This window comes from Neobacillus muris (assembly GCF_943193175.1).
Lineage (GTDB): Bacteria > Bacillota > Bacilli > Bacillales > Cytobacillaceae > Neobacillus > Neobacillus muris.
In genome coordinates this window covers 34,021-56,519 of record NZ_CALPDF010000019.1, presented here as the reverse complement: position 1 = coordinate 56,519, position 22,499 = coordinate 34,021, and the positions used below count along the sequence as shown (strand labels likewise).

Sequence of the window (22,499 nt, the reverse complement as noted above, 5' to 3'; positions counted from 1 at the left end):
TTCTAGAGGAGAGAAGATATGGAGACGATAAATATTGGGATGATTGGGCTCGATACCTCACACGCGGCTGCTTTTACAAAATTACTGAATGATCCGGCTAACCCCTTTCGTGTGAAAGGGGGAAGGGTTGTGATGGCCTGTCCAGCCGGATCAGCTGATTTTGCGTTAAGCCGCTCCCGGATTGAGGGAATTACCAAGGAAGTGGAGCAATATGACGTACAAATAGCAGATACGTTGGAAGAGGTGGCAGAACGATGTGATGCCATATTACTAGAGTCTGTCGATGGCAGGGATCATTTGGAACAGGTGAGCAGACTGATTTCTTTTAAGAAACCAATCTTCATTGATAAACCATTATGTTTATGTTCAGTGGATGCGGCCCAGATAGCAGCACTATCAGAACGATTTCAGACGCCAATTATGAGCTGCTCTGCTTTACGCTTTGCAGAAAGCCTACAAAGAGCTCTTGCCATAAAGGATAAAGGCAGGATGATTGGTGCAGATTGTTTTGGGCCAATGGAAATGGTTGATGTCGAAACAGGATATTTTTGGTACGGAATACATACGATTGAAATGCTCTATACGATCTTAGGAAGGGGGGCACTGGATGTAATGGCAATCTTTCACCAGGATTCGGATTTGATTGTTTCCAAATGGGGAGACGGCAGAATCGGTACGGCAAGAGGGAATAGAAGCGGAAATGATCATTTCGGTGCGGTTATCCATTTTGAAAAAGGAAATGAGTATGTGTCCATTCATTCCTCCGCAAAGCCCTTTTATGCCAGCTTGCTTGAAGAGATTTTGCGGTTTTTGCGAAATGGCAAACCGATTGTGCCAATAGGGGAAACGCTGGAAATCATTCGTTTTATTGAAGCAGCAAATGAAAGCAGGGAGACTGGAAGCAGGGTGTATCTTTGAGTGATATATGGGGCAGGAGACATATAGGAAACAGCGGGATATCAATGATCCCGCCGTTACATCCTTATTTGGTTACTTTTGGTCATCCATGATGAAGCTAAGCGAGTAAATTCGTCTTGGCCTTCCTTTAAAGGTGATTTTTTCTTCCCCCACAATATCCACCAAATTTGCGTCCATCCATTTCAATAGAATACGATGTGCGCTTCTTGTTGTGATATTCAATGTAGTGGCAAGCTCTTGGGCGGTATAATCATATTTTTTATGACGAGCCACACGTGCCATTAACTTCGTCATATAAGCAGCAGACATTCCTGCTTTTTCTGCTTTTTCGAGTAGTTCAGCATCTGTGATCGCCAGGTCATATTTTTCATATTGGGTATCGGTGATAATGTCAACAGGCCCGATCACACTTTGGTCCTCACGGACGATGTAACAGACATTTCCGCCTAATTCCTTTGATTGACGGAGCGCAAGTCTTGCATGGCTGCCGGCTTCAGCTGCGGAGCGTCCGAAGCCAACACCAATGCTGATCGTTACCCCAAGCTCACTTTTTGCCGAATTTAGGATGGGGATATATTTATAACCGCGAGTTTCTCTTTCAAAAATGCCGCGAGTTGTGATGAATGAAAATTCCTCGCCTCCGGAATTGATTAAGTGGCCATCTAATAGCTTTGTATAATTCAACATCATTTGCTGGAATTTAAGCTTAAACAATTGGACTTCATGCTCTGTTGTATATTTTTCAGTGGCCTTGTCGAATTTATCGATATCAATAATCCCAAATACGATTTGCGATTCTTTGTTTTTGCGGGCTTCGGTTGCAAGCAGAGCACGTTCGAGGGAAACGATTAAGTCCTGATAGGTGGGAGTTACCCATTCATTTGGAATGGCCAATTCTGAAAGCTTTAATGAGACCTCCTGAATGCCAGTAATCGCGATAGAGCCATTGGTTTGATGGTTGTTCTGGTGGAAGGTAACAATGGATTCGATAAAATCGGCCTGCTCATAATCTGGGAAAAATGATTTCCAAGCATACTTGGTTTCACCTAGTTCATAAAGAATCCGTTGTATGTATCTCTCTTCGACCGTATCGATAGAGAAATGGGTAAACTCATATTGGGTTTTAATCAGGAATAGGGAGCGATAAAGGCCAGTTCCCATTAAAGGTACATATTGTGCGGGGATTGAGATATTCACTAGCTGTTTCGCTTTAAAATAGGTAGGGAACTCCAAAAACAACAGAACCTCGACTTTTACAATCAAGGCAGAAATGTCTTCGTGATCAATCGTTGATGGTGTTGTCTGAAGAAATATGGGACGAAAATTTGGAAAGGCTTCGAGCGCTTTCATGATTTCCTTCTCAAGTGCTTGCGGACCAACAATGCCAATAATGATTTCAGTGCCATAGTCTGATAATTGGTTTGTTTTCATCATGTCATCTCCATTAAAAGACAATTTAAAGAAATGTCTTTATATAATCTTATTACTAGAGTAAGAGTAATTTTTGTAATTGTCAAACAATATTTTTAGTTGAAAAATCGGCTGTTATTAAAAGACCTTTAAGTGACTTGTCTTTTAATAAACCCATCTATAAAATAAACTTAACTAGTAATTTGAAAAAATAGAACTTTTTACCTTTAATAATCCAAAAAAAAGATACCAGGAGGATTCTTTCATGAAAACGATTGCGGAATTAGAGGATTTTATGACAGTCCCGAGCAAGGAATTGATTCAAGATATTCAAAAGCTCGATGGTGACATTATGATACTTGGTGTTAGTGGGAAAATGGGTCCGACCTTAGCAAAAATGACCAAGCGGGCTGTTGATCAGGCGGGTCTCCCGAAAAAGGTCATCGGTGTCGCTCGATTCACGGATGCAAGGTTAAAAGAAGAATTAGAGAGTTATGGAATTGAGACGATCCAAGCGGATCTTCTGGAGGAAGAGGATCTTCAAAATCTTCCTTTTGTAAAGAACATCATCTATATGGCCGGAACGAAATTTGGAACAGTTGGCAATGAGCATTATACATGGACGATGAATGCGTATCTTCCAGGCCGCATCGCAGGGAAGTTTAAAGACTCACGAATTGTTGCCTTTTCAACAGGAAATGTGTATCCATTAACAAATGTTTTAAGTAACGATTGTACAGAGGATACTGTTCCGAATCCGGTTGGAGAATACGCACAATCCTGCTTGGGTAGGGAACGGGTCCTAACTTATTTCTCCAAAAAGCATCAAACGCCAATGGTTTTTTTTAGATTGAATTATGCGATTGATCTGCGATATGGCGTTCTGCTTGAAATTGCGAAACAAGTCCATCAAGGGAAACCAATCGATTTAACGATGGGAAATGTCAATGTGATCTGGCAGGGTGATGCGAATGAGTACGCAGTCCGCTCGTTATTGCATACCAATTATCCGCCGCAAATCGTGAATGTAACAGGTCCAGAAACACTATCCGTTAGATGGCTGGCCAAGGAATTCGGCAAACGAATGGGTAAGGAACCTTTATTTATGAATACAGAGAGTCCAACTGCCTTACTAAACAATGCCTCCCATGCCCACAAATTATTTGGCTATCCAAGGGTATCGATTCAACAAATGCTCGATTTGATTGCTGATTGGGTGATCAGTGATGGACACACCATTAACAAACCAACACATTTCCAAGAAAGAGAAGGTGCTTTTTAATGCTGAAGGAGGCGGTTAAAAGAAAGCTTCATGAAGGCGCAGTGATTCCAGCTCATCCACTTGCATTGTCACGAGACCGCAAGCTGGATGAAGCAGGGCAGAGAGCATTAACTCGTTACTATATTGATGCAGGTGTTGGGGGAATTGCGGTTGGGGTTCATACGACGCAGTTTGAAATTCGCCAGCCTGAATTTAATCTTTATGAAAAAGTATTATCCCTTGCCATTGAAGAAACAATCCGTGCCAATGCCGCTGAGGATTTTATTAAGGTAGCAGGGATATGCGGACCGACTGAACAGGCGGTCAAGGAAGCATCATTTAGTAAGGGAATTGGCTTTGATTTAGGGCTGTTAAGTATGGGGGGGCTAAAATCTCTGTCTGAGGAAGAATTACTTGAGCGTGCTGAAAAGGTAGCCGAAATCATTCCGCTATTCGGATTCTATTTACAGCCAGCAGTGGGCGGAAGAATTTTCTCATATGAATTTTGGGAGCGATTTGCTTCGATTCCAAATGTGCATGCAATAAAAATTGCACCATTTGACCGCTATTGCACCATCGATGTGGTCCGTGCAGTTTGCCATTCTCCACGCAATGAGGAAATTGCCCTATATACTGGGAACGATGATAATATCGTCAATGATTTGCTCACAACTTTCGAATTCGAAATCGAAGGGAAAAAGGCAGAAAAGAAAATCGTCGGAGGCCTGCTTGGACATTGGTCGGTCTGGACAAAACGGGTGGTTGAGACTTTTGAAGAAATCAAGAAGGCGCAAAATGGTGCAGCGACTCCAAAGGGGCTGCTAACGCTTGGCCAACAAATAACAGATGCAAATGCGGCAATTTTCGATTCACGAAATGGATTTAAAGGAAGTATTGCAGGGATTAACGAAGTATTAACAAGACAGGGCTTGTTAAAAGGAAATTGGTGTCTTATTGATCATGAAGTGTTGAGTCCAGGACAGGCGGAGGAGTTAGACCGAGTGTATGCTAGCTATCCACATCTGCATGATGATGAATTTGTAAAAGCAAATCTATCGAAGTGGTTTGCTAAATAATCGACGGAAGAAGGATTTCAAATGAAAAGGATTGTCGCACACAACAAGAGAATTGAAATCATTGAGGATGACGTTCCGAGCTTGGCAGGTAAGCCATCCTATATTTTAGTTAAGACGATGTATTCCGTTATTTCACCAGGAACTGAGCTTACCATTCTAGCAAATAGTGAAAATAAGCAATCACATATTGGTTATAGTGCAATGGGTGAGGTGATCCAATGCGGTGGTGAAATCACGGATGTAAAAAAAGGCGATTTGGTTGCATGCTATGGTGCCCCATATGTCCATCATGATGAATACTTACTCGTTCCGAAAACACTGTTTGCAAAAGTTCCGGAAGCGGTTGATCCAAAAGAAGCGGCATTAGGCGGACTAGGCGCCATTGCGATTCATGCTCTTCGCATTGCGAACCTTCAATTTGGCGAAACCATTGTCATTGTCGGATTAGGGGTATTAGGACAATTGATTGCGAAGATCGCTAATGCTGCTGCCTACAATGTCATTGCCCTTGACCTAAGCGAGAACCGAGTGGAAATGATGAAAGAAGAAAACATCAAAGCCTTTACGGCAGTAGAAGAAATGGAAGCGGCGATTCAGATTGAAACAAATTCTCATGGTGCCGATGCGGTTCTTTTATGCGCTGGAGGCAGCCGGTCACCATTGACGCGTGAATGCTTGAAATGGATTCGCAATAAAGGAAAAGCAGTCATTGTCGGTGATCTTGAACCAGACTTTCCGAGAGATTTGATGTTTGGGAAAGAAGCCCAGCTGCTTATTTCTAGAGCGGGCGGTCCAGGCAGGTATGATGCCGTCTATGAAAAAGCAGCGATTGATTATCCATATGAATATGTTCGTTGGACAGAAGGCCGGAATGTGGCGGAATATATTCGATTAATCTACGAAAAGCGGATAAATGTTCAACCATTTATATCAGAAGTAGTAGAATTTGACGCTGCCCCGCAGGAATTTGAAAAATTATTGAATAAGCAATCTACGACCCTAACAAAATTAATCCATTATAAATAAGTATATGGGGCTGTCCATTAAGAGGTATGACTCCACGCTTTAAACCAATACATAGAACGATTTTTTTCAAAATACCTCTATATATTGCAGTGTGGTGCCTGACCTCTTTACATTTTGGGCAGCCCCGGATCTTTTTCCGCTATATGGACACACCTATATGGTTTACATGAGTTTAGCTGGATGGAAATTGAAAGTCTATCGGGAATTTTTTGAAAGAGGGTTTGAAACGATGCGAAGGATTTTATTGATTGGTGCAGGGACAATGGGGATGGAGCATGCCGCCCACTATTATTCGATGGAGGATGTTCATGTTGTTGGGATTGTCGATGTAAGAACAGAGCAAGCCCAAAAAATCATTGGCCAGCATGATACGAAGATTTTTTCATCAGTAGAGGAAGCGGTTGAACAGCTTGAGAAAATAGATGTGGTGGATATTTGTGTGCCCACCTTTTTGCACAAAGAGTACGTCTTGAAGGCTGCCGATAACGGGATTGATATAATCTGCGAAAAGCCGCTGGCATATACGCTTCAGGATGCAAGAGAAATGATTGATTTCTGCAAGGAGAAGCAAGTGAGACTATTCGTCGGCCATGTGGTGCGGTTCTTTCCGCAATATGCCCAGGCACGCGAGCTAGTTATAAATGGAACAATTGGGGATATAGGCATTGTCCGTACGAAACGTGGAGGAAATTTCCCGGCAGGCTGGAGCGATTGGTACGCAGACCAGTCGAAAAGTGGCGGGGTTATTCTTGATTTAATCATCCATGATTTTGACTTTCTGCGTTGGATCTTTGGAGATGTCGAAAGAGTGTATGCGAAGGGGCTAGCTGAACGGAAGCTTGAGCATCTTGATTATGCATTAGTAACAGTCACTTTCAAATCAGGCGTGATTGCTCATGTGGAAGGCACGTGGGCCCATCAAACCTTTTCTTCCCAATTTGAATTTGCCGGCAAAAGCGGGATTATTGAATACGATAGCTTAAAAGAAGAGCCAGTCTTACTCTCAGTCAGGCAATCGAATGAAAGGAAAGACGGAGTGGCCGTACCTCAAAGTCCTCTGAAAAAGTCGCCTTATTATTCCGAGCTGGAACATTTCTTACACTGTCTGAAAACAAATGAAACGCCTCTTGTTACCGCAGAGGATGCCTATAAAGCGATGGAAATATCAGCCGCTGCGCTTCAATCGTTACAAACAGGTGTGCCTGTAGTCCTAAATGGGGAAGGGGGAGAGCCAGTATGAAGATCGGGATTATCTCCTTTGCCCATATGCATGCCGTTAGCTATGCCTCTGCCCTAAAGGGGATGGAGGGTGTCATATTAGCTGGAATCGCTGATGATAATGAGGAACGGGGCAAAAAGTATTCAGAGGCTTTTGAGGCTGACTATTATAAAGATTATCATGCTTTGCTTGAAACAGATATTCACGCAGTGATTGTAACATCTGAGAATTATCTTCATCATGAGCATGTCCTTGCCGCTGCAAAGGCTGGGAAACATGTACTCTGTGAAAAGCCATTGGCAGCCAATATGAAAGATATGGAAGAAATGATTCGCATTTGTGAGCAAAATCAGGTATTACTGGGAACCGCCTTTCCAGTCAGATTTAATACACCCGTTCAACAAGCAAAAAAGCTGATTGAACAGGGGGTGCTGGGTGACATTTTGGCAATCAAAGGCACGAACAGGGGAACCAATCCTGGCGGCTGGTTTATTGAAAAAGAAAAGTCAGGCGGTGGAGCGGTTCTGGACCACACTGTTCATGTGGTCGATCTTATGAGATGGTTCACTGGTGCAGAAGTAAAGGAAGTGTATGCGGAAATGGGCAATGTCTATACGGACCACCCAATTGATGATTGCGGGATTGTTACGATGGAATTTACAAATGGGATGTTTGCTACGCTCGATTGCAGCTGGTCAAGGAATCAAAACTATCCGACCTGGGGTGATGTAACACTGGACATCATTGGATCAAATGGAACATTAAAAGTTGATGCCTTTTCACAAAAGCTTGATCTCTATTCCAATCATGATGGCGTCAAATGGATTGGCTGGGGGGACGATATGGATGCCGGATTAATAGAGGATTTTGTCACGGGCATAAAAGAAGGAAGGGCCCCGTCAGCATCAGGACATTCAGGCATGAAGGCAGTCGAAGTGGCTCTTGCAGCTTATCAATCTTTTGAGAAGAGAACACCTGTAAAACTGTAAGAAGAATGGCAGTTAAAGGATGTGCAGGCGATGCATACAATTGGTGTGGATATTGGTGGAACAAAGGTGAAAGCCGGCATCGTAAATCACGGTGGAACAATCACCACTCATTTAGAGGAACAAACGAATAAGCTGAATCTCATGAATCAAGTATTCGATTTGATTGGGCAGCTTCTAAATGGCAATTTGAAGATAGCTGGGATTGGTATCGCCACAGCTGGCAGGGTGAATGTAGGAAAGGGGACTATCCATTATGCGACCTCTAACTTACCTGGCTGGGCGGGAACAAGGGTGAAGGAGCAAATCGAAGAACGATTCCAATTGCCTGCCATTGTAGATAATGATGCAAATTGTGCCGCTTTCGCAGAAATGGAGGTAGGCGCTGCAAAAAAGGTGAAGAATTTGATTTGTATTACATTAGGGACAGGTGTTGGGGCAGGAATCATACTAAATGGTCAATTGCATCGCGGAGAGATCGGCGGGGCTGGAGAAATTGGCCATATGATATATATGCCAAACGGAAGACCATGCAATTGTGGGAAAAAGGGCTGTTGGGAGCAATATGTGTCAGGTACTGCTTTAGAAATGGATATAAAGGAGTACGGTGGCAGTTTTGCAGAAAACCTCCGCCCAAAGGAACTTTTTAGGCTTGCAAATGAGGGGCATCCGGCTGCGATTCAAATTGTCGATCGTTTTCTTGCGAATCTTGCCAACGGAATGGTTTCGCTGCAAAGCATACTTGATGTGGAATGCTTTGTAATGGGCGGCGGGGTTATACAATCGAGTCATTATTGGTGGGATTTTTTTATCCGCAAATTGCAGGCGATTACGGACCAGCCATTATTAGTACGAAAGGCAAGGCTTGAGAATGATGCTGGAATGATTGGGGCGGGGCTGATGGCTCGTAAGTATGTTAGTATCGCGGACAGAAGGAAAGGGTGAAAAAAGTGTCAGTCTCTGAAGAATTACATGCTGATCTAGTCATTATTGGCGGTGGACTCGGGGGAGTTGCAGGAGCACTTTCTGCACTGCAATCTGGTAGGACGGTTATTTTAACTGAGGAGACAAAATGGATTGGCGGCCAAATTACGAGCCAAGGTGTGCCGCCAGATGAGCATCCGTGGATTGAAAGATTCGGTGCTACGAGAAATTATCGGACCTTCCGCAAACAGATAAGAGAATACTATTTTCGCCACTTCCCTGTAAAGAATAGCCAGCGGCGCAATGATCATTTTAACCCAGGAAATGCATTGGTAAGTTCAATTAGTCATGAACCAAGAGTAGCATTGCGTGTGCTGTATGATATGCTGGCACCTTACCTGACGAGTGGGAAGCTTACCTTGCTTACGGAGTATAAGAGTACGGAGGTAACAACTGAAGGAGATCAGGTGCGAACTGTGACCGTTGAGAATTCGATAGGAAATCGCTTCTATCTTTTAAAAGGAAAGTATTTCTTGGATGCTACGGAAATGGGAGATGTATTGCCGCTGGCAAATGTAGAATATGTGATTGGAGCGGAATCACAAGCTGAAACAGGAGAAGCCCATGCGATCCTTGGGAATGCAGAGCCGTTCAATATGCAGGCGTTTACTTATTGCTTTGCAATTGATTATATCGAAGGAGAGGACCATACGATTGAAAAGCCTGCTCAATATGAATTTTGGAAAAATTATCAGGCAGCGTTTTGGCCAGCTAAACAATTAAGCTGGCGGGGACTAGTGCCTCATACATTGGAGCCAATTGAGTACTCTTTTTTCTATGAGCCCAATCGTTTTTCTCTATGGAATTATCGTAGAATACTAGACAAATCCAATTTTGAACCTGGAACCTTTCAAAGTGATATGACCATTGTCAATTGGCCGCAAAATGATTACTGGTTAGGCCCTATTATTGATGTGAGTGAGGAAATGAAGGCAAAGCATTTAGAAAGTGCAAAGCAGTTAAGTTTATCGCTGCTTTATTGGCTGCAAACAGAAGCTCCTCGTCCAGATGGAGGATATGGTTACCCTGGGATTCGGTTACGGAAGGATGTGTTAGGTACTGAAGATGGGCTCGCCATGTACCCATATATCCGTGAGTCAAGAAGGATCAAAGCAGAATTTACTGTGAAGGAACAGCATATCAGCGGGGAATTGGAAGGGAAGCAAAGTGCGGCCTATTTTAAGGATAGTGTTGGAATCGGCTGCTATCGTCTGGATCTTCATCCAAGTACAGGCGGAAATACTTATATTGACATTTCAGCCTATCCATTTCAAATTCCCCTTGGCAGCCTCATCCCGATTCGTGTTCAAAACCTGCTGCCTGCCGGCAAAAATATCGGAACGACGCATTTGACGAATGGCTGTTACCGTCTTCATCCGGTCGAATGGAATATCGGAGAATCGGCAGGACATCTAGCAGCGTATTGTATAGAAAATCACCTTGTCCCACATGAAGTAAGAAATAACCAACAACTATTAAATGATTTTCAGGCGCGCTTAGTAAAAGCAGGAATAGAGCTTGAGTGGCCGAAAATTCATAAAGTATGATTGGAGTGAAAGTAATGATCGCTCTAGTTGACAGCAGTAAAGTAATGAATCGGCTTGTAGGATTTACGAAGGCTTATTCAACAGTTGAACAGCTGTTAGAAGAAAATCTATTAGAGTATAAAGCCATTTTTATTAATGGGAATAAGGATGGAGTGCCATTAAAGCTATCGTATGCATTGCTTGAGAAGCTATATGCCTTTGTGGAGCAGGGGGGCACTTTATACGGGGAACTGGTCAATTGTGAGGATTTCCCGACGTCCCGGCTTTTTGGATTCAAGCAGGATTTTGCTGTAACCAATCGGCGTCTTGAGAAAGTAGTCATCGCAAGTGCTAACAGCTATTGTAAAAAGGGGCAGCTCCTCGAATGGCAGGGTCCATATTTAACAGGCTTTACTTTTGATACGGAAGGACTGCTTGATATCGGTCATTTTAAGGAAACGCATGAAACCGAAGGGGAAGGGAGCTATCCTGGAATCGTTGTGAAAAAACATGGGAAAGGGCAAGCCGTCTTTTCTGCCTTTTCTTTTTTAGGGAATGAACAAAGCTGGGCTCTGCGTCCTAATTGGGCATGGAATGATGTAATCACATGGCTGCAAGTAGAGTATGGATTGCCGATTCGAAGCATTGAGCCGATTATTCAAGTATCAAAGGACAAGAATATTGAAAATATGCTTAAAAAGGGTGTGCATTGGTTTTTACAATCGGGTATTTTCCCGCAGGTTGATGGCCGGCTTGGCGTGTATGAAAATGTCCATTCGATAAGAAGTGATATTAGTAAAGATTATCGTCCGGATTGTCATGCTCAAACAGCACTCTTCTTTTATTTATATGGGGAATACACAAAGGAGTCAAAATGGAAAGCGGTATCTGAAAACCTACTAAGCTATTTGTTTGCATCAGGCTATCAGGATACAGATCCTGCTTCTGTTACATATGGGTTTTGGAAATGGTTCCAGAGTCCGCGGGCCAAGCCAGATCAAATCTTTTCCGATGATAATAGCTGGGCAGCGCTTGTTCTCTTGTTTTTATACAGGAAGACAGGAAATGAAGAATACAAGAGAAGAGGATTACTGACAGCGAAAGCTCTATTAGACACTCAAAATAAGAAGGGGCTCAGGCCGGCATGTATTCGGGAAAATGAATTATTAGAGAAAGGAATTGAATTCTTCCAAAGCTCAACTGAAGCTAGCATGAATCCCCATTTTGAATCGATTGTCCATGCTGCCTTTATCCAAGCCTATTACGTTTCAAAGGATGAAGCATTTTTGCAGACGGCCTATCAAGGGACGTTAACGCTGCTAGATAATTTGGAAAACCTAAAGTTCATGTATAGCAAAACAGCTGGATACAGCCGATTCCTTTTATCGCTGGCACAAGTGTATGCTGTAACCAAAGATGAAAGGATTTGTAGAGGCTTACATGAGGTATTTGAGTATTTATCGATTCATCAGCATGAGCTCGGGGCAATTGAAGAAAGTGATAATCCAGATCCAGAGCGATATGGAACCGAGGATACGGGGGTTTTTCGAAAGAATCATGAAGGAATTGCCGACCTGCTTTATACGAATAATTTCTTATTAATGAATGCGTGGGAGGCCTGGAAGGCGACAGGTGATCCCAAGATGATAGAGTTTTATGACAAGCTTGCGAGGTTTATCACTAAGGTCCAAATTGGCTCTTCTAAAAAGGAATTTGATGGCGGTTGGATGCGTTCCTTCCATTTAGATAGCGGCGAGTACTTCGGCAATAATGGAGATACAGGCTGGGGAGCCTATGTAATCGAAAGCGGCTGGACGAATGCAAATATCTTGACAGGTTTCCTATTGAAGGAACTGAATCAATCATTACTGGATATTGAAAGCAAAGTGCAGTGAGAAGGTGGCAAAATGTCGGATATACGATGTACGATTTTAAGTGAGGAACCGCCTATACAGTTTGCGAAGAAAGAGCTGGAAAAATACGCTAAACAAGCTGTCCCTTTTTCGTTTGTTTTAGGTACAGGCAGGGATTTTGTTGAAGGAGGGTTACTGGAAGAATCGATCCTTCAGGGCGAGGAGCCAATCGATGCTTTCCAGCTGCTAGTAAAAGAAGACAAGATTTATATCATTGGATCGAACTCAAGATCTGTTCTTTTTGGCGTTTATCATGCCTGTAAAAAGCTGTTTGGCTATAGGTGGGTCAATTTTTTATCTATTGAAGAAATAGAGTACAAGGAATATCGGTACGAAGAAGCTGCCATACATCGCGGGAAAATGAAACGAAGAGGCCTAGTGGTTGAAAATTATGATGATATCACATTCCTTTTCCAGCTTATCGACTGGGCAGCAAAGCATTATATCAATGAATTATTTTTTACGTTCATGCTTTGGGACAAGGTCAAGCATTCCCTGGCAATTGAAATTGAGAAGCGCGGGCTGTCGATCACGATTGGCGGCCATAGTATGCATTATTTGGTTGAGGGAGCGGCCTCATTTGCGAAAAACCAGATCGATTTTTCAGATAAAAGCTGGAGGACTTCCATCATCACTCGGATCAAGGAAACCTGTAAGGAATCAGCTTCTATTACAAGGGTATCATTATGGCCGGCGGATATTGGAATTCAGAATGATCAGCACTTTTTAGCCCATTATATCGAATTTGCTGAACAGATACAAAAGGAACTGCCAGATATTGCCGTCGAACACATTGCCTATAATGCGGGATTGTCGTGGGAGATGCTAGAGCACCCGGCTGACTTTGAAAGTTCGAAAACAGTGGATACGTTATTTGCGTACTGGGGCAGAAATTATCACCAGGCTTTTACAGAGGAAAAAAGGGCCTTTGCAGCACTCCAAAAATGGTGTCAGGCAGCAAAGGTGAATCAAAAGCAGGTAACGGTTTTTGAATACTATAGTGATCATTTTATGTTAGGGGATCTGTTTCCGCCCCTATTTCAGCGAATTCATGAGGATATCGAAATGTATTCAGGGATGGGAATTAAACAAATTGTTAATCTCATTGTTCCGTATATTCCTAAGGACAACCCGTTTAAAATGGACCACCAATACCCATGGGAAGCGATTCAGCTGCTGAATAGCTATTATTTTGCTAGATTGACTTGGGGAGATGCTTTTGACGAAATTGAAAAAGACTTTTATTCTGCGTTCGGTGAGCATCAGCCTGAAGTAATCGGAGCTCTAAAGAAGATGGAAGTTTTGCTATCCGGGGTTTCAAAATGGAATGTGCCATTGTTTCCGAGCCGGTTGATTGATCTGGAGAAAGTGGAGAATTTTGATGATGTTCAGACGGTGATCCGTGATATTGTGAAGTTGAAACAAGAGATTGAACCGTTGAGGGTGAATGCGGCTGGAGATATGAACAACCTTTATAGCATGATGACTTTCTATATTGATTATGTGTGTGTGAAAGCAGATGAGTACTTGCAAAAATGGAAAATACAGCTTAAGAGGATTTGAATGCACTTCCCTAATACATTGGGAACGGTTCAGACCAAATGGTTTTTCGTGTTCTCTCCTCCTAGAAATAGTAGTCATGGATTGCATAAACACAACTTTTTTTAGAATAATTCAACACTATGGGTGCCAAATTAGAGAAATAAGGTTATTGCTTCTAGAACAATTGAAAGGAGAATAACAGCATGCGCGCTCAACGTCTTCAATTGCCGCTGCAAACCTTAAGTCTAGTGGTTGGGTTCATGGTTTGGGTCATCATTTCATCCTTAATGCCATTTATCAAGAAAGACATTCAGTTATCTGCTAATCAAATCGCTTTAGTTACAGCTGTCCCTGTCATACTTGGATCGCTGATGAGGATTCTTTTGGGCTACTGGACGAACAAATTTGGGGCAAGAACGATCTTTTTTATCAGTTTTCTTATCATCATTTTTCCCGTCTTCTATATTAGTACAGCAGACTCCATGATGGATCTAATTATTGGCGGATTAGTTCTTGGTATGGGGGGAGCGGTATTTTCCATCGGTGTCACTTCATTGCCAAAATACTATCCAAAGGAACGGCATGGATTCGTGAATGGGATATATGGTGCGGGGAATATCGGGACCGCCATAACGTCATTTTCCGCCCCGATACTAGCAAACACTTTTGGATGGCAGACTGCCGTACGATTATTTTTGATTCCTGTCATACTATTTGCGTTACTAAATTTTTTGCTTGGTGACCGTAAAGAACCAAGAGTGCGCAATCCTCTGACCGAGCAAATTAAGGGTGTCTATAAGAATGAAAAATTATGGTTTTTAAGCTTGTTTTATTTTATTACCTTTGGTTCTTTTGTGGCTTTTACGGTCTATTTGCCGAACTTTTTAGTGTCCAATTTTAAATTGACTTCAGTAGATGCCGGACTCAGAACAGCTGGTTTTATCACATTGGCCACCCTGCTGCGCCCGGTTGGGGGATGGCTTGGCGATAAATTTAATCCGTTTCTAATTTTGTTCTTTGTATTTGGGGGACTGACCTTATCAGGTGTGCTGCTGTCCTTTTCACCAAACATTACATTATACTCCATTGGCTGCTTAACCGTTGCCTTTTGTGCAGGAATAGGGAATGGAACGATCTTTAAACTGGTGCCTTATTATTTCACGAATCAAGCGGGTATTGTGAATGGGATTGTATCGGCAATGGGAGGGCTTGGCGGCTTCTTTCCACCCCTCGTTCTGTCTGCCGTTTTTAATATGACCGGCCATTATGCGATTGGTTTCATGTCATTGGCCATGTTTGCTTTGGCAAGCTTTGTGATAGTTGTATGGATGTATTACTTAGAAAGATTGAGTTTAGAAACAAAAATCATGGAAAATGTGGGTCAAAGTATGATGGTGACCAATCCGAAGGGGGTCATCGAAAAAGTAAACCGTGCTTTTACCAAGGTTACAGGTTATGAGCCAGATGAGGTAGAAGGAAAAAATCCGAATATCCTGCAATCTGGAAAGCATGATCAGAAATTTTACGAAAAAATGTGGGCATCGATTCAAAAAGAAGGATATTGGCAGGGTGAGATATGGAATAAACGCAAAAATGGCGAGACATACTTAGAGTGGCTCACCATCAGCGAGGTCAGAAATGATGCAGGTGAGGTCAAATATTACCTGGGATTATTCAGTGACATAACAGAAAAAAGGAGTTGAGGGATTGCCTCAGCTCCTTTTTCATTTTGAGAGTTTAGGACAGGATTAATTGGAAAAACTTTCTATTATAAGTGCGGCATTAATCGACAAATGCCGTAATAACGAAAAAGGATGTGTTTTTTAAATGTCAGGTCCAAGCTTAAGAAGACAAGATGCCCACTCCTCCATCCACGAAGCGGCCTTGAATGAGGCTAGGGATTTAAGGAGTGTTTTTCAAAAATGTTTACTGGATGGAGAAAAAGAAAAAGCATTGCATGTAGCGGAGATCACCATTGAGCACTGGGAATCACGAACACTTAAGCATGCTGATGCAGAAGAAGAAGGCTTATATAGGGAAATGGCTGAGGAAAGTCCTGAACTGCTAAATGTGGTGACCCAGCTGACCCGTGACCATGATCTAATGCGGAGAATGGTTAACCAATTGAAGGGATTATTAGCCAAAGGGGAAATCGACGAGAGGATGCTATCCTACATGGATTCCCTTTTGATTATCGATTCTATTCATAATGATGATGAAATGAATAATCTTCTTGGTCATGAAGCATCCTAATTTTTAGTAATTAATGGGAAGGAAAGGTAAAAATGGGAAATGTGAGGTTGATGCGTTTTACTGCTCCAGTTCTTCATGAAAAAATGTCGGAAATTTTCTCATCCTATCATATCCATCCTTTTGATGTACATGGATCGTTAATAGAAGAGGAAGATGGGTATGAAGTGACAATCAGGTTTTCTGCAAATTTTTCACAATCGGCTAAAATACATATCACGTTTAAGCAGGCGGAAACCCCGGACGAACAGGTGATCAGCTTTTTTAAAAAAACGGCAGAACAGTGTAAAACCCAATTAATTGCTGACTATTATAAAATGATCAAACTCTAAAAAGGGGGGTGTATGGTTTGTTTTCTTTTGAATCGGATGCGATGTTAGTGGATGACCGTGAAGATTTAATAGCGGTGCTGCAAATGAGGTTTGGCTGTATAACAGCAGATATAATCGAGCGAATTTATGAAATAAGTGAATTCCACACTCTTCAAAGGTTAATATTGGCGGCAGCCAATGCAGCTAATTGGGAAGTGTTCCTGGAAGAACTTCAAGCTGGTAACCATTCGTTTCGTTTAATAGGGGAAGATTTTAATCCATTAAAAGATCAAGTGAAAGGATGGGAGCTTACCGATGGAGAAAAGAAAAAATAACTTGCTGCATTCCCTTAAGCATTTATCCCGAGGAGTACGAATCAATGACGGCTGGACGGAAGAAAACCTCCGCCCGCGTGATTGGGAGTCCGCTTACCGCAATCGCTGGGGATTTGATAAAGTGGTCCGTTCCACACATGGTGTTAATTGTACAGGTTCATGCAGCTGGAAGATTCATGTAAAAGACGGGATTATTACGTGGGAAACACAGGAGACTGATTATCCGTCCACAGGGGATGATTTTCCTGAATATGAACCGCGTGGCTGTCCAAGAGGAGCAAGTTTTTCCTGGTACACGTACAGTCCCACTCGTGTAAAATATCCATACGTCCGGGGGGATCTTTATGGTCTCTGGAAGGAAGAACTGGCCAAAGGTCAAAATCCTGTTCAGGCCTGGGAGAATATCGTGACAAACCCAGAAAAACGGGAGCAATATGTAAAGGCACGAGGCAAAGGTGGATTTGTGCGCGGTACCTGGAATGATGTTTGCCAAATGATTGCTGCTGCTTCTATTTTTACAATAAAGAAATTTGGACCCGATCGTATTGTAGGGTTTAGTCCAATACCAGCGATGTCAATGGTCAGCTATTCGGGAGGGGCAAGATTTTTATCTTTAATTGGGGGCACTATTTTAAGCTTTTACGATTGGTACGCCGACCTTCCTCCAGCTTCTCCGCAGGTTTGGGGCGATCAAACCGATGTTCCGGAAAGCGGGGATTGGTATAACTCCAAGTATTTTATTATCTGGGGGACCAATATTCCTCAAACCCGTACACCGGATGCCCATTTTATGGTAGAGGCCAGGTATAACGGAACGAAGGTGGTAGGGGTCAGTCCTGATTATGCAGAATACGAAAAATTTGCCGATGTCTGGCTGCCAGCTAAAGCGGGAACCGACGGCGCCCTTGCGATGGCTATGACCCATGTGATCTTAAAAGAATTTTATGTAGATAAAGAGACTCCATATTTTCAAGAATATGCGAAACAATATACAGATCTGCCGTTCCTGATTCTTTTACAAAAGCAGCAGAATGGCGGCTATCGTTCAGATCGCTTTATGCGGGCGTCTGATCTGTCTGGCAATCATGAACTTGGGGAATGGAAAACGGTCGTCTGGGACGATACCTCAAATGACTTTGCCATCCCGAATGGAAGCGAAGGATTTCGATGGGATAAGAGCCAAAAGTGGAATCTTGATCTAGAAAATATCAATCCAAGGATGACCTTTATCCATGATTCAGATGAATCAGCGTTAGTTGAATTTCCTTATTTTGGTGAAAAAGATGGCGGCATTGTCAAACGGGCCGTTCCAATTAAAAAAGTGAAGGATAAGTCAGGAAACGAGATGATTGTTACTACTGTTTTTGACCTCATCCTCGCTCATACCGGTGTGAACAGGGGACTGCCGGGAGATTACCCAGCTGATTACAATGATGAAACCAGACCCTATACTCCTGCTTGGCAGGAAAGCATTACCGGGGTAAACAAGGCACATGTCATTCAAGTCGCTAGAGAGTTTGCCGAGAACGCGGCATTGACAAAAGGGAAGTCAATGATTGCCATGGGCGGCGGTACCAACCATTGGTACCATAGTGATCAAATATATCGTTCCATCCTAAATCTCGTCTTGTTGACAGGGTCTCAAGGCGTCAATGGCGGTGGATGGGCTCATTATGTCGGCCAGGAAAAGGTCCGTCCATTGGAAGGATTCTCGCAAATTGCTTTCGCCAATGACTGGGTCAAATCACCACGATTCATGAATGGGACATCCTTCTTTTATTTTGCTACGGAGCAGTTTCGGTATGAGTACGAAAAACAAGAGGATAAAACAGAGTGGGGCAGTAAGTACTCCTCCATCCATCCGGCGGATTTTAATGCCATGTCTGCCCGTTTAGGATGGCTGCCAAGTTTTCCGCAGCTTACCCAGAATTCCCTGGATGTTATGAGGGAAGCTAGAGCGAGAAATGCGGATGATCAGGCACTTGTGCAGGATATTGCCAAGCAACTGACAGAAGGAAAGCTCGAATTTGCCATTGAGAACCCGAATGACCCCCGCAATTTCCCGCGCGTCTTTTTTAATTGGCGCTCGAATTTATTGGGGGACAGTGGAAAGGGACATGAATATTTTGTTAAGCATTTAATTGGCTCTTCTGATTCTTTATTGGCAGAAACAGAAAGCTCCTGGCAGCCAGAAACCATAAAGCTTGCGGAAACTCCGCCTGAAGGAAAAACGGACCTGTTTGTCAGCATGGATTTCCGTATGACGAGTTCCGGCTTGTTTTCCGATATTATTCTGCCTGCAGCCACCTGGTATGAAAAGCACGATATCAGCAGTACCGATTTACATCCATTTATTCATCCCTTCAATGCAGCCATTAGCCCGCCTTGGGACACAAGAAGTGACTGGGATGCATTTAGGGAAATTGCCCGCGTCTTTTCGGAACTGGCCAAAGAGCATCTGCCTGCACAAGAGGATCTGGTTATGTCGCCATTGGCCCATGACACCATTAATCAGATTGCCCAGCCGATGGGAAAGGTTAAGGACTGGAGAAAAGGAGAAATAGAAGGGATTCCAGGCAAAACCATGCCAAACTTCAATATCGTCAAACGGGATTACCCGCACGTGTTTGATATGTGGATTACCGTCGGGCCAAATATTAAAAATGGCTATGGAACAAAGGCAGTTCAATATTCAGGAAATGTCTATCAAGAGCTGATGGACAGGCTCGGCAAGTCTAAGCATGAAGGGATTGGGAAAGGATTTCCGGATCTTTATTCCGATAAAAAAGCAATTAATGCAATCCTGCTTATGTCTGGTGCGAGCAATGGCAAAAGGGCTGTAGAGGGCTGGAAGTCGCTTGAGGGCATTACCGGCAAGAAACTTTCAGACATTGCAGCTAATCGTGAAGAGGAGGATTATACACTAGACGCCTTAACCATTCAGCCGCGGCAGGCCATCTCATCCCCAGTCTGGAGCGGAATGGAGAAGGACAACCGCCGCTATTCGCCGTTCACGGTCAATAAGGAATATCATATTCCATGGCGCACGCTTACCGGAAGGCAAAGTTTTTATCTCGACCACGAGGTGATCCTTGATTACGGAGAAGGCCTTCCATTGTACATCCCTCCGATTACAAAAGGCTCATTTTTGAAAGGCGAAAAGGAAGTTGAGAATAGCGAAAAATCAATCAGTCTTCGCTATATGACACCGCACCAAAAATGGGGAATCCACACCATGTTTACGGATTCCACAAATATGGTGCAATTGTTCCGGGGCTGGCAGGTGGTCTGGATGAATGAGCAGGATGCGGCGGAAGCGGGGATTAAGGATAATGATTGGATCGAGGTCTATAACCGGAATGGGGCTGTTGTGGCAAGGGCTGTTCTCACTTATCGGATGCCCCGCGGAGCGATTTACATGTATCATGCTCAGGACCGCACGATGGGTGTTCCGGCTAATACGATTAATAAGGTCCGTGGCGGAACACATAACAGCGTCACGAGGATTGTTCCGAAATCGACCCATATGGTTGGCGGCTATTCACAGCTAAGCTATGGATTTAACTATTATGGTCCGACGGGCAGCCAGCGCGACACAATGGCGATTATCCGCCGGGTGAAGGAGGTCGATTGGCGTGAGGATTAAAGCGCAGGTTGCTATGGTCATGCATTTGGATAAATGCATTGGCTGCCATACTTGTTCGGTTACTTGCAAAAATGTTTGGACGAACCGTCCAGGTATGGAATATGTCTGGTTTAATAATGTTGAAACCCGCCCAGGAACAGGGTACCCGAAACAATGGGAAAGTACCGAACGCTTTAAAGGCGGCTGGGTGCTGAGAAACGGGAAGCTTCACCTGCGTGCAGGAGGACCTGTAACGAAGCTGGCAAGTATTTTTTATAATCCGAACATGGCGGATATGAATGACTTTTATGAGCCGTGGACATATGATTTTCAACACCTTCATAAAAGAAAAAAAGGCGACAGTATTCCGGTTGCACGCCCCCGCTCGACTATAACAGGAAACTATATCGATAAACCTGAATGGGGACCGAACTGGGATGACGACTTAGCTGGAGGGAGTGAAACCGTCCCGCTTGACCCAAACGTTCAGAAGCTGCAAGAACATATTGCGATGGAATACGAAAAAACCTTTATGATGTATTTGCCGAGGATTTGCGAGCATTGCCTGAATCCATCCTGTGTGGCTTCGTGTCCATCAGGTGCTCTGTATAAGCGGGATGAAGATGGTATTGTGCTAGTGGATCAGGATGCTTGCAGGGGATGGAGATTTTGTATGAATGGCTGTCCTTATCATAAGGTGTATTACAACTGGAACACTCATAAAGCAGAAAAGTGCAATTTCTGTTACCCTCGTACGGAAGCAGGCCTGCCAACGATTTGTTCAGAAACATGTGTTGGACGGATTCGTTATATAGGGGTTGTTTTATACGATGCAGATAAGGTAAAAGCTGCGGCCTCGGTGGAGGATCCAAAGAGACTGTATGAGTCACAGCTTTCTGTATTTTTAGACCCATTCGATCCAGAAGTCATTAAAGAAGCAGAAAAACAAGGTATTAACCATAGCTGGATTCAAGGTGCTCAAGAATCGCCCGTTTATAAACTGGCCATGAAGTGGAAAATAGCATTGCCGCTTCATCCAGAATATCGAACATTGCCAATGGTATGGTATGTTCCACCGCTAAGTCCAATTATGAACCACATTACCAATGAACAAGAGCTTAGTGCGGAGGGTTATATACCGGCTGTTGACCAGATGAGGATTCCAATGGAGTACTTGGCCTCCTTGTTAACCGCTGATGATACCGCTGTTATTCGAAGGGTCTTATTGAAAATGGCAGCGATGCGTGTCCATATGCGGGCTAAAACTGTCGGTGGGATTGATTCCTTAAGTGCGAATAAATTATTAAAAGAAGCTGATACAAACCCAGAGGAGCTGGAAGAGATGGCCCGGCTGCTTGCAGTTGCCAAGTATAATGAACGGTTTGTTATTCCTACCGGCCGACGGGAAATGAATGCAGATTTGGATTATAAACGTGGGGCATGCAGCATTGAAGAACTGGCACCTCCAGAAGGAATGGTGACTTATCCTTTTGAAAGAAGTGAGGGATTATGATGGAAAAGAAAGCCATTCTGCTATTGATGTCCAGAATTTTGGACTATCCTGACGAGGCTTTTTTTCAATGCCAATCAGAGGTGGAAGAATGGATTAACCAAAGTTTTCATGAAGAGACTACTCGTAAAGAAGTTTTCCAGAGAATCCTGCCGCTTTTTGAATTGAAAATGGAGGAACTTCAAGAATTGTATGTGGATACCTTTGATTATCGGGACAAGACCAATCTTTATTTAACCGCTCATGAATTAGGTGACAGCAAAAAACGCGGCGCGGCCTTAATCCAGCTGCAAAAGCTAATCATGGACGCAGGCTTCAACTTCCAGGAGAACGAATTGGCTGATTATATTCCCATGCTCTTGGAACTATTAACTGTCTGCCCTGAAAATGAGAAATTCAAAAAATTATCAAAGCGGGTATCGTATGCGCTTAGCCGTGTGATCGATCACCTTGAAGAAAGTAATCCATATAGACAAGCAGCACTATTATTGCAGATGTTTGCCTTTGAAGAACTAAAGCCTGAAGAAATATCTATGTTAGATCATTTAAGGGAGGAAGCCGATTTAAATGAGCTTCCATACCCATTAATGTATGGGTAAACAGGAGG

18 protein-coding genes are annotated in these 22,499 nt (G+C 43.2%); 17 read left to right on the top strand and 1 reads right to left on the bottom strand.

The features are described 5' to 3' along the window. Window positions 1-18 precede the first annotated feature (18 nt). The gene (locus tag NFS43_RS13595) at window positions 19-918 is read left to right on the top strand and encodes a Gfo/Idh/MocA family protein (RefSeq protein ID WP_251552216.1); all 900 of its coding nucleotides are present in this window, start codon (window positions 19-21) and stop codon (window positions 916-918) included. Window positions 919-990: 72 nt separating this feature from the next. Here the strand turns inward: NFS43_RS13595 and NFS43_RS13590 are convergent, their stop codons facing one another. After that, window positions 991-2,349: a nucleotidyl cyclase domain-containing protein gene (locus NFS43_RS13590; protein WP_251552215.1), complete on the bottom strand. Its 1,359-nt coding sequence runs from the start codon at window positions 2,347-2,349 to the stop codon at window positions 991-993. A gap of 244 nt (window positions 2,350-2,593) precedes the next feature. On the opposite strand from NFS43_RS13590, the gene NFS43_RS13585 reads away from it, so the two are divergent. The 16 genes from NFS43_RS13585 (at window position 2,594) to narJ (ending at window position 22,491) form a co-directional block, all read left to right on the top strand. Then, a complete protein-coding gene (locus NFS43_RS13585) occupies window positions 2,594-3,610 on the top strand; it encodes an NAD-dependent epimerase/dehydratase family protein (RefSeq protein WP_251552214.1) in 1,017 nt (338 codons plus the stop codon). Further along, window positions 3,610-4,665, top strand: a complete 1,056-nt coding sequence (locus NFS43_RS13580) for a dihydrodipicolinate synthase family protein (protein WP_251552213.1) — start codon at window positions 3,610-3,612, stop codon at window positions 4,663-4,665. Before NFS43_RS13585 ends, NFS43_RS13580 begins: the two co-directional genes overlap by 1 nt. Window positions 4,666-4,686: 21 nt before the next feature. Continuing rightward, complete coding sequence (locus NFS43_RS13575; protein WP_251552212.1) at window positions 4,687-5,691, top strand: zinc-dependent alcohol dehydrogenase; 1,005 nt, start codon at window positions 4,687-4,689, stop codon at window positions 5,689-5,691. 229 nt (window positions 5,692-5,920) lie between these two features. After that, complete coding sequence (locus NFS43_RS13570) at window positions 5,921-6,931, top strand: Gfo/Idh/MocA family protein (protein ID WP_251552231.1); 1,011 nt, start codon at window positions 5,921-5,923, stop codon at window positions 6,929-6,931. After that, a complete protein-coding gene (locus NFS43_RS13565; protein ID WP_251552211.1) occupies window positions 6,928-7,899 on the top strand; it encodes a Gfo/Idh/MocA family protein in 972 nt (323 codons plus the stop codon). The genes NFS43_RS13570 and NFS43_RS13565 overlap by 4 nt, the downstream gene beginning before the upstream one ends. Window positions 7,900-7,929: 30 nt before the next feature. Further along, on the top strand, window positions 7,930-8,841 hold the full coding sequence (locus NFS43_RS13560; protein ID WP_251552210.1) for an ROK family protein: 912 nt from the start codon (window positions 7,930-7,932) through the stop codon (window positions 8,839-8,841). Window positions 8,842-8,846: 5 nt separating this feature from the next. Then, window positions 8,847-10,427, top strand: a complete 1,581-nt coding sequence (locus tag NFS43_RS13555) for an FAD-dependent oxidoreductase (RefSeq protein ID WP_251552225.1) — start codon at window positions 8,847-8,849, stop codon at window positions 10,425-10,427. A 5-nt stretch (window positions 10,428-10,432) separates the two neighbouring features. Beyond that, window positions 10,433-12,301 (top strand): hypothetical protein, encoded by a 1,869-nt coding sequence (locus tag NFS43_RS13550; RefSeq protein ID WP_251552209.1) that lies wholly within the window; start codon window positions 10,433-10,435, stop codon window positions 12,299-12,301. 12 nt (window positions 12,302-12,313) lie between these two features. Next, the gene (locus NFS43_RS13545) at window positions 12,314-13,882 is read left to right on the top strand and encodes a DUF4838 domain-containing protein (protein ID WP_251552208.1); all 1,569 of its coding nucleotides are present in this window, start codon (window positions 12,314-12,316) and stop codon (window positions 13,880-13,882) included. 182 nt (window positions 13,883-14,064) lie between these two features. Further along, entirely contained in the window at window positions 14,065-15,564 is a 1,500-nt protein-coding gene (locus NFS43_RS13540) for a nitrate/nitrite transporter (RefSeq protein WP_251552207.1), read from the top strand. Between the two features lie 124 nt (window positions 15,565-15,688). Next, window positions 15,689-16,114 carry a hemerythrin domain-containing protein gene (locus NFS43_RS13535; protein WP_251552206.1) on the top strand — a complete coding sequence of 142 codons (426 nt, stop codon included), beginning with the start codon at window positions 15,689-15,691 and terminating at the stop codon, window positions 16,112-16,114. A 50-nt stretch (window positions 16,115-16,164) separates the two neighbouring features. Further along, the gene (locus NFS43_RS13530; RefSeq protein WP_251552205.1) at window positions 16,165-16,443 is read left to right on the top strand and encodes a hypothetical protein; all 279 of its coding nucleotides are present in this window, start codon (window positions 16,165-16,167) and stop codon (window positions 16,441-16,443) included. Window positions 16,444-16,460: 17 nt separating this feature from the next. Then, on the top strand, window positions 16,461-16,757 hold the full coding sequence (locus NFS43_RS13525; protein WP_251552204.1) for a hypothetical protein: 297 nt from the start codon (window positions 16,461-16,463) through the stop codon (window positions 16,755-16,757). After that, window positions 16,738-20,403, top strand: coding sequence for a nitrate reductase subunit alpha (locus NFS43_RS13520; protein WP_251552203.1), 3,666 nt, complete (start codon window positions 16,738-16,740; stop codon window positions 20,401-20,403). Before NFS43_RS13525 ends, NFS43_RS13520 begins: the two co-directional genes overlap by 20 nt. Beyond that, window positions 20,393-21,895, top strand: a complete 1,503-nt coding sequence (gene narH, locus NFS43_RS13515) for a nitrate reductase subunit beta (protein ID WP_251552202.1) — start codon at window positions 20,393-20,395, stop codon at window positions 21,893-21,895. The genes NFS43_RS13520 and narH overlap by 11 nt, the downstream gene beginning before the upstream one ends. Then, complete coding sequence (narJ, locus tag NFS43_RS13510) at window positions 21,895-22,491, top strand: nitrate reductase molybdenum cofactor assembly chaperone (protein ID WP_251552201.1); 597 nt, start codon at window positions 21,895-21,897, stop codon at window positions 22,489-22,491. The genes narH and narJ overlap by 1 nt, the downstream gene beginning before the upstream one ends. Window positions 22,492-22,499: the final 8 nt, after the last annotated feature.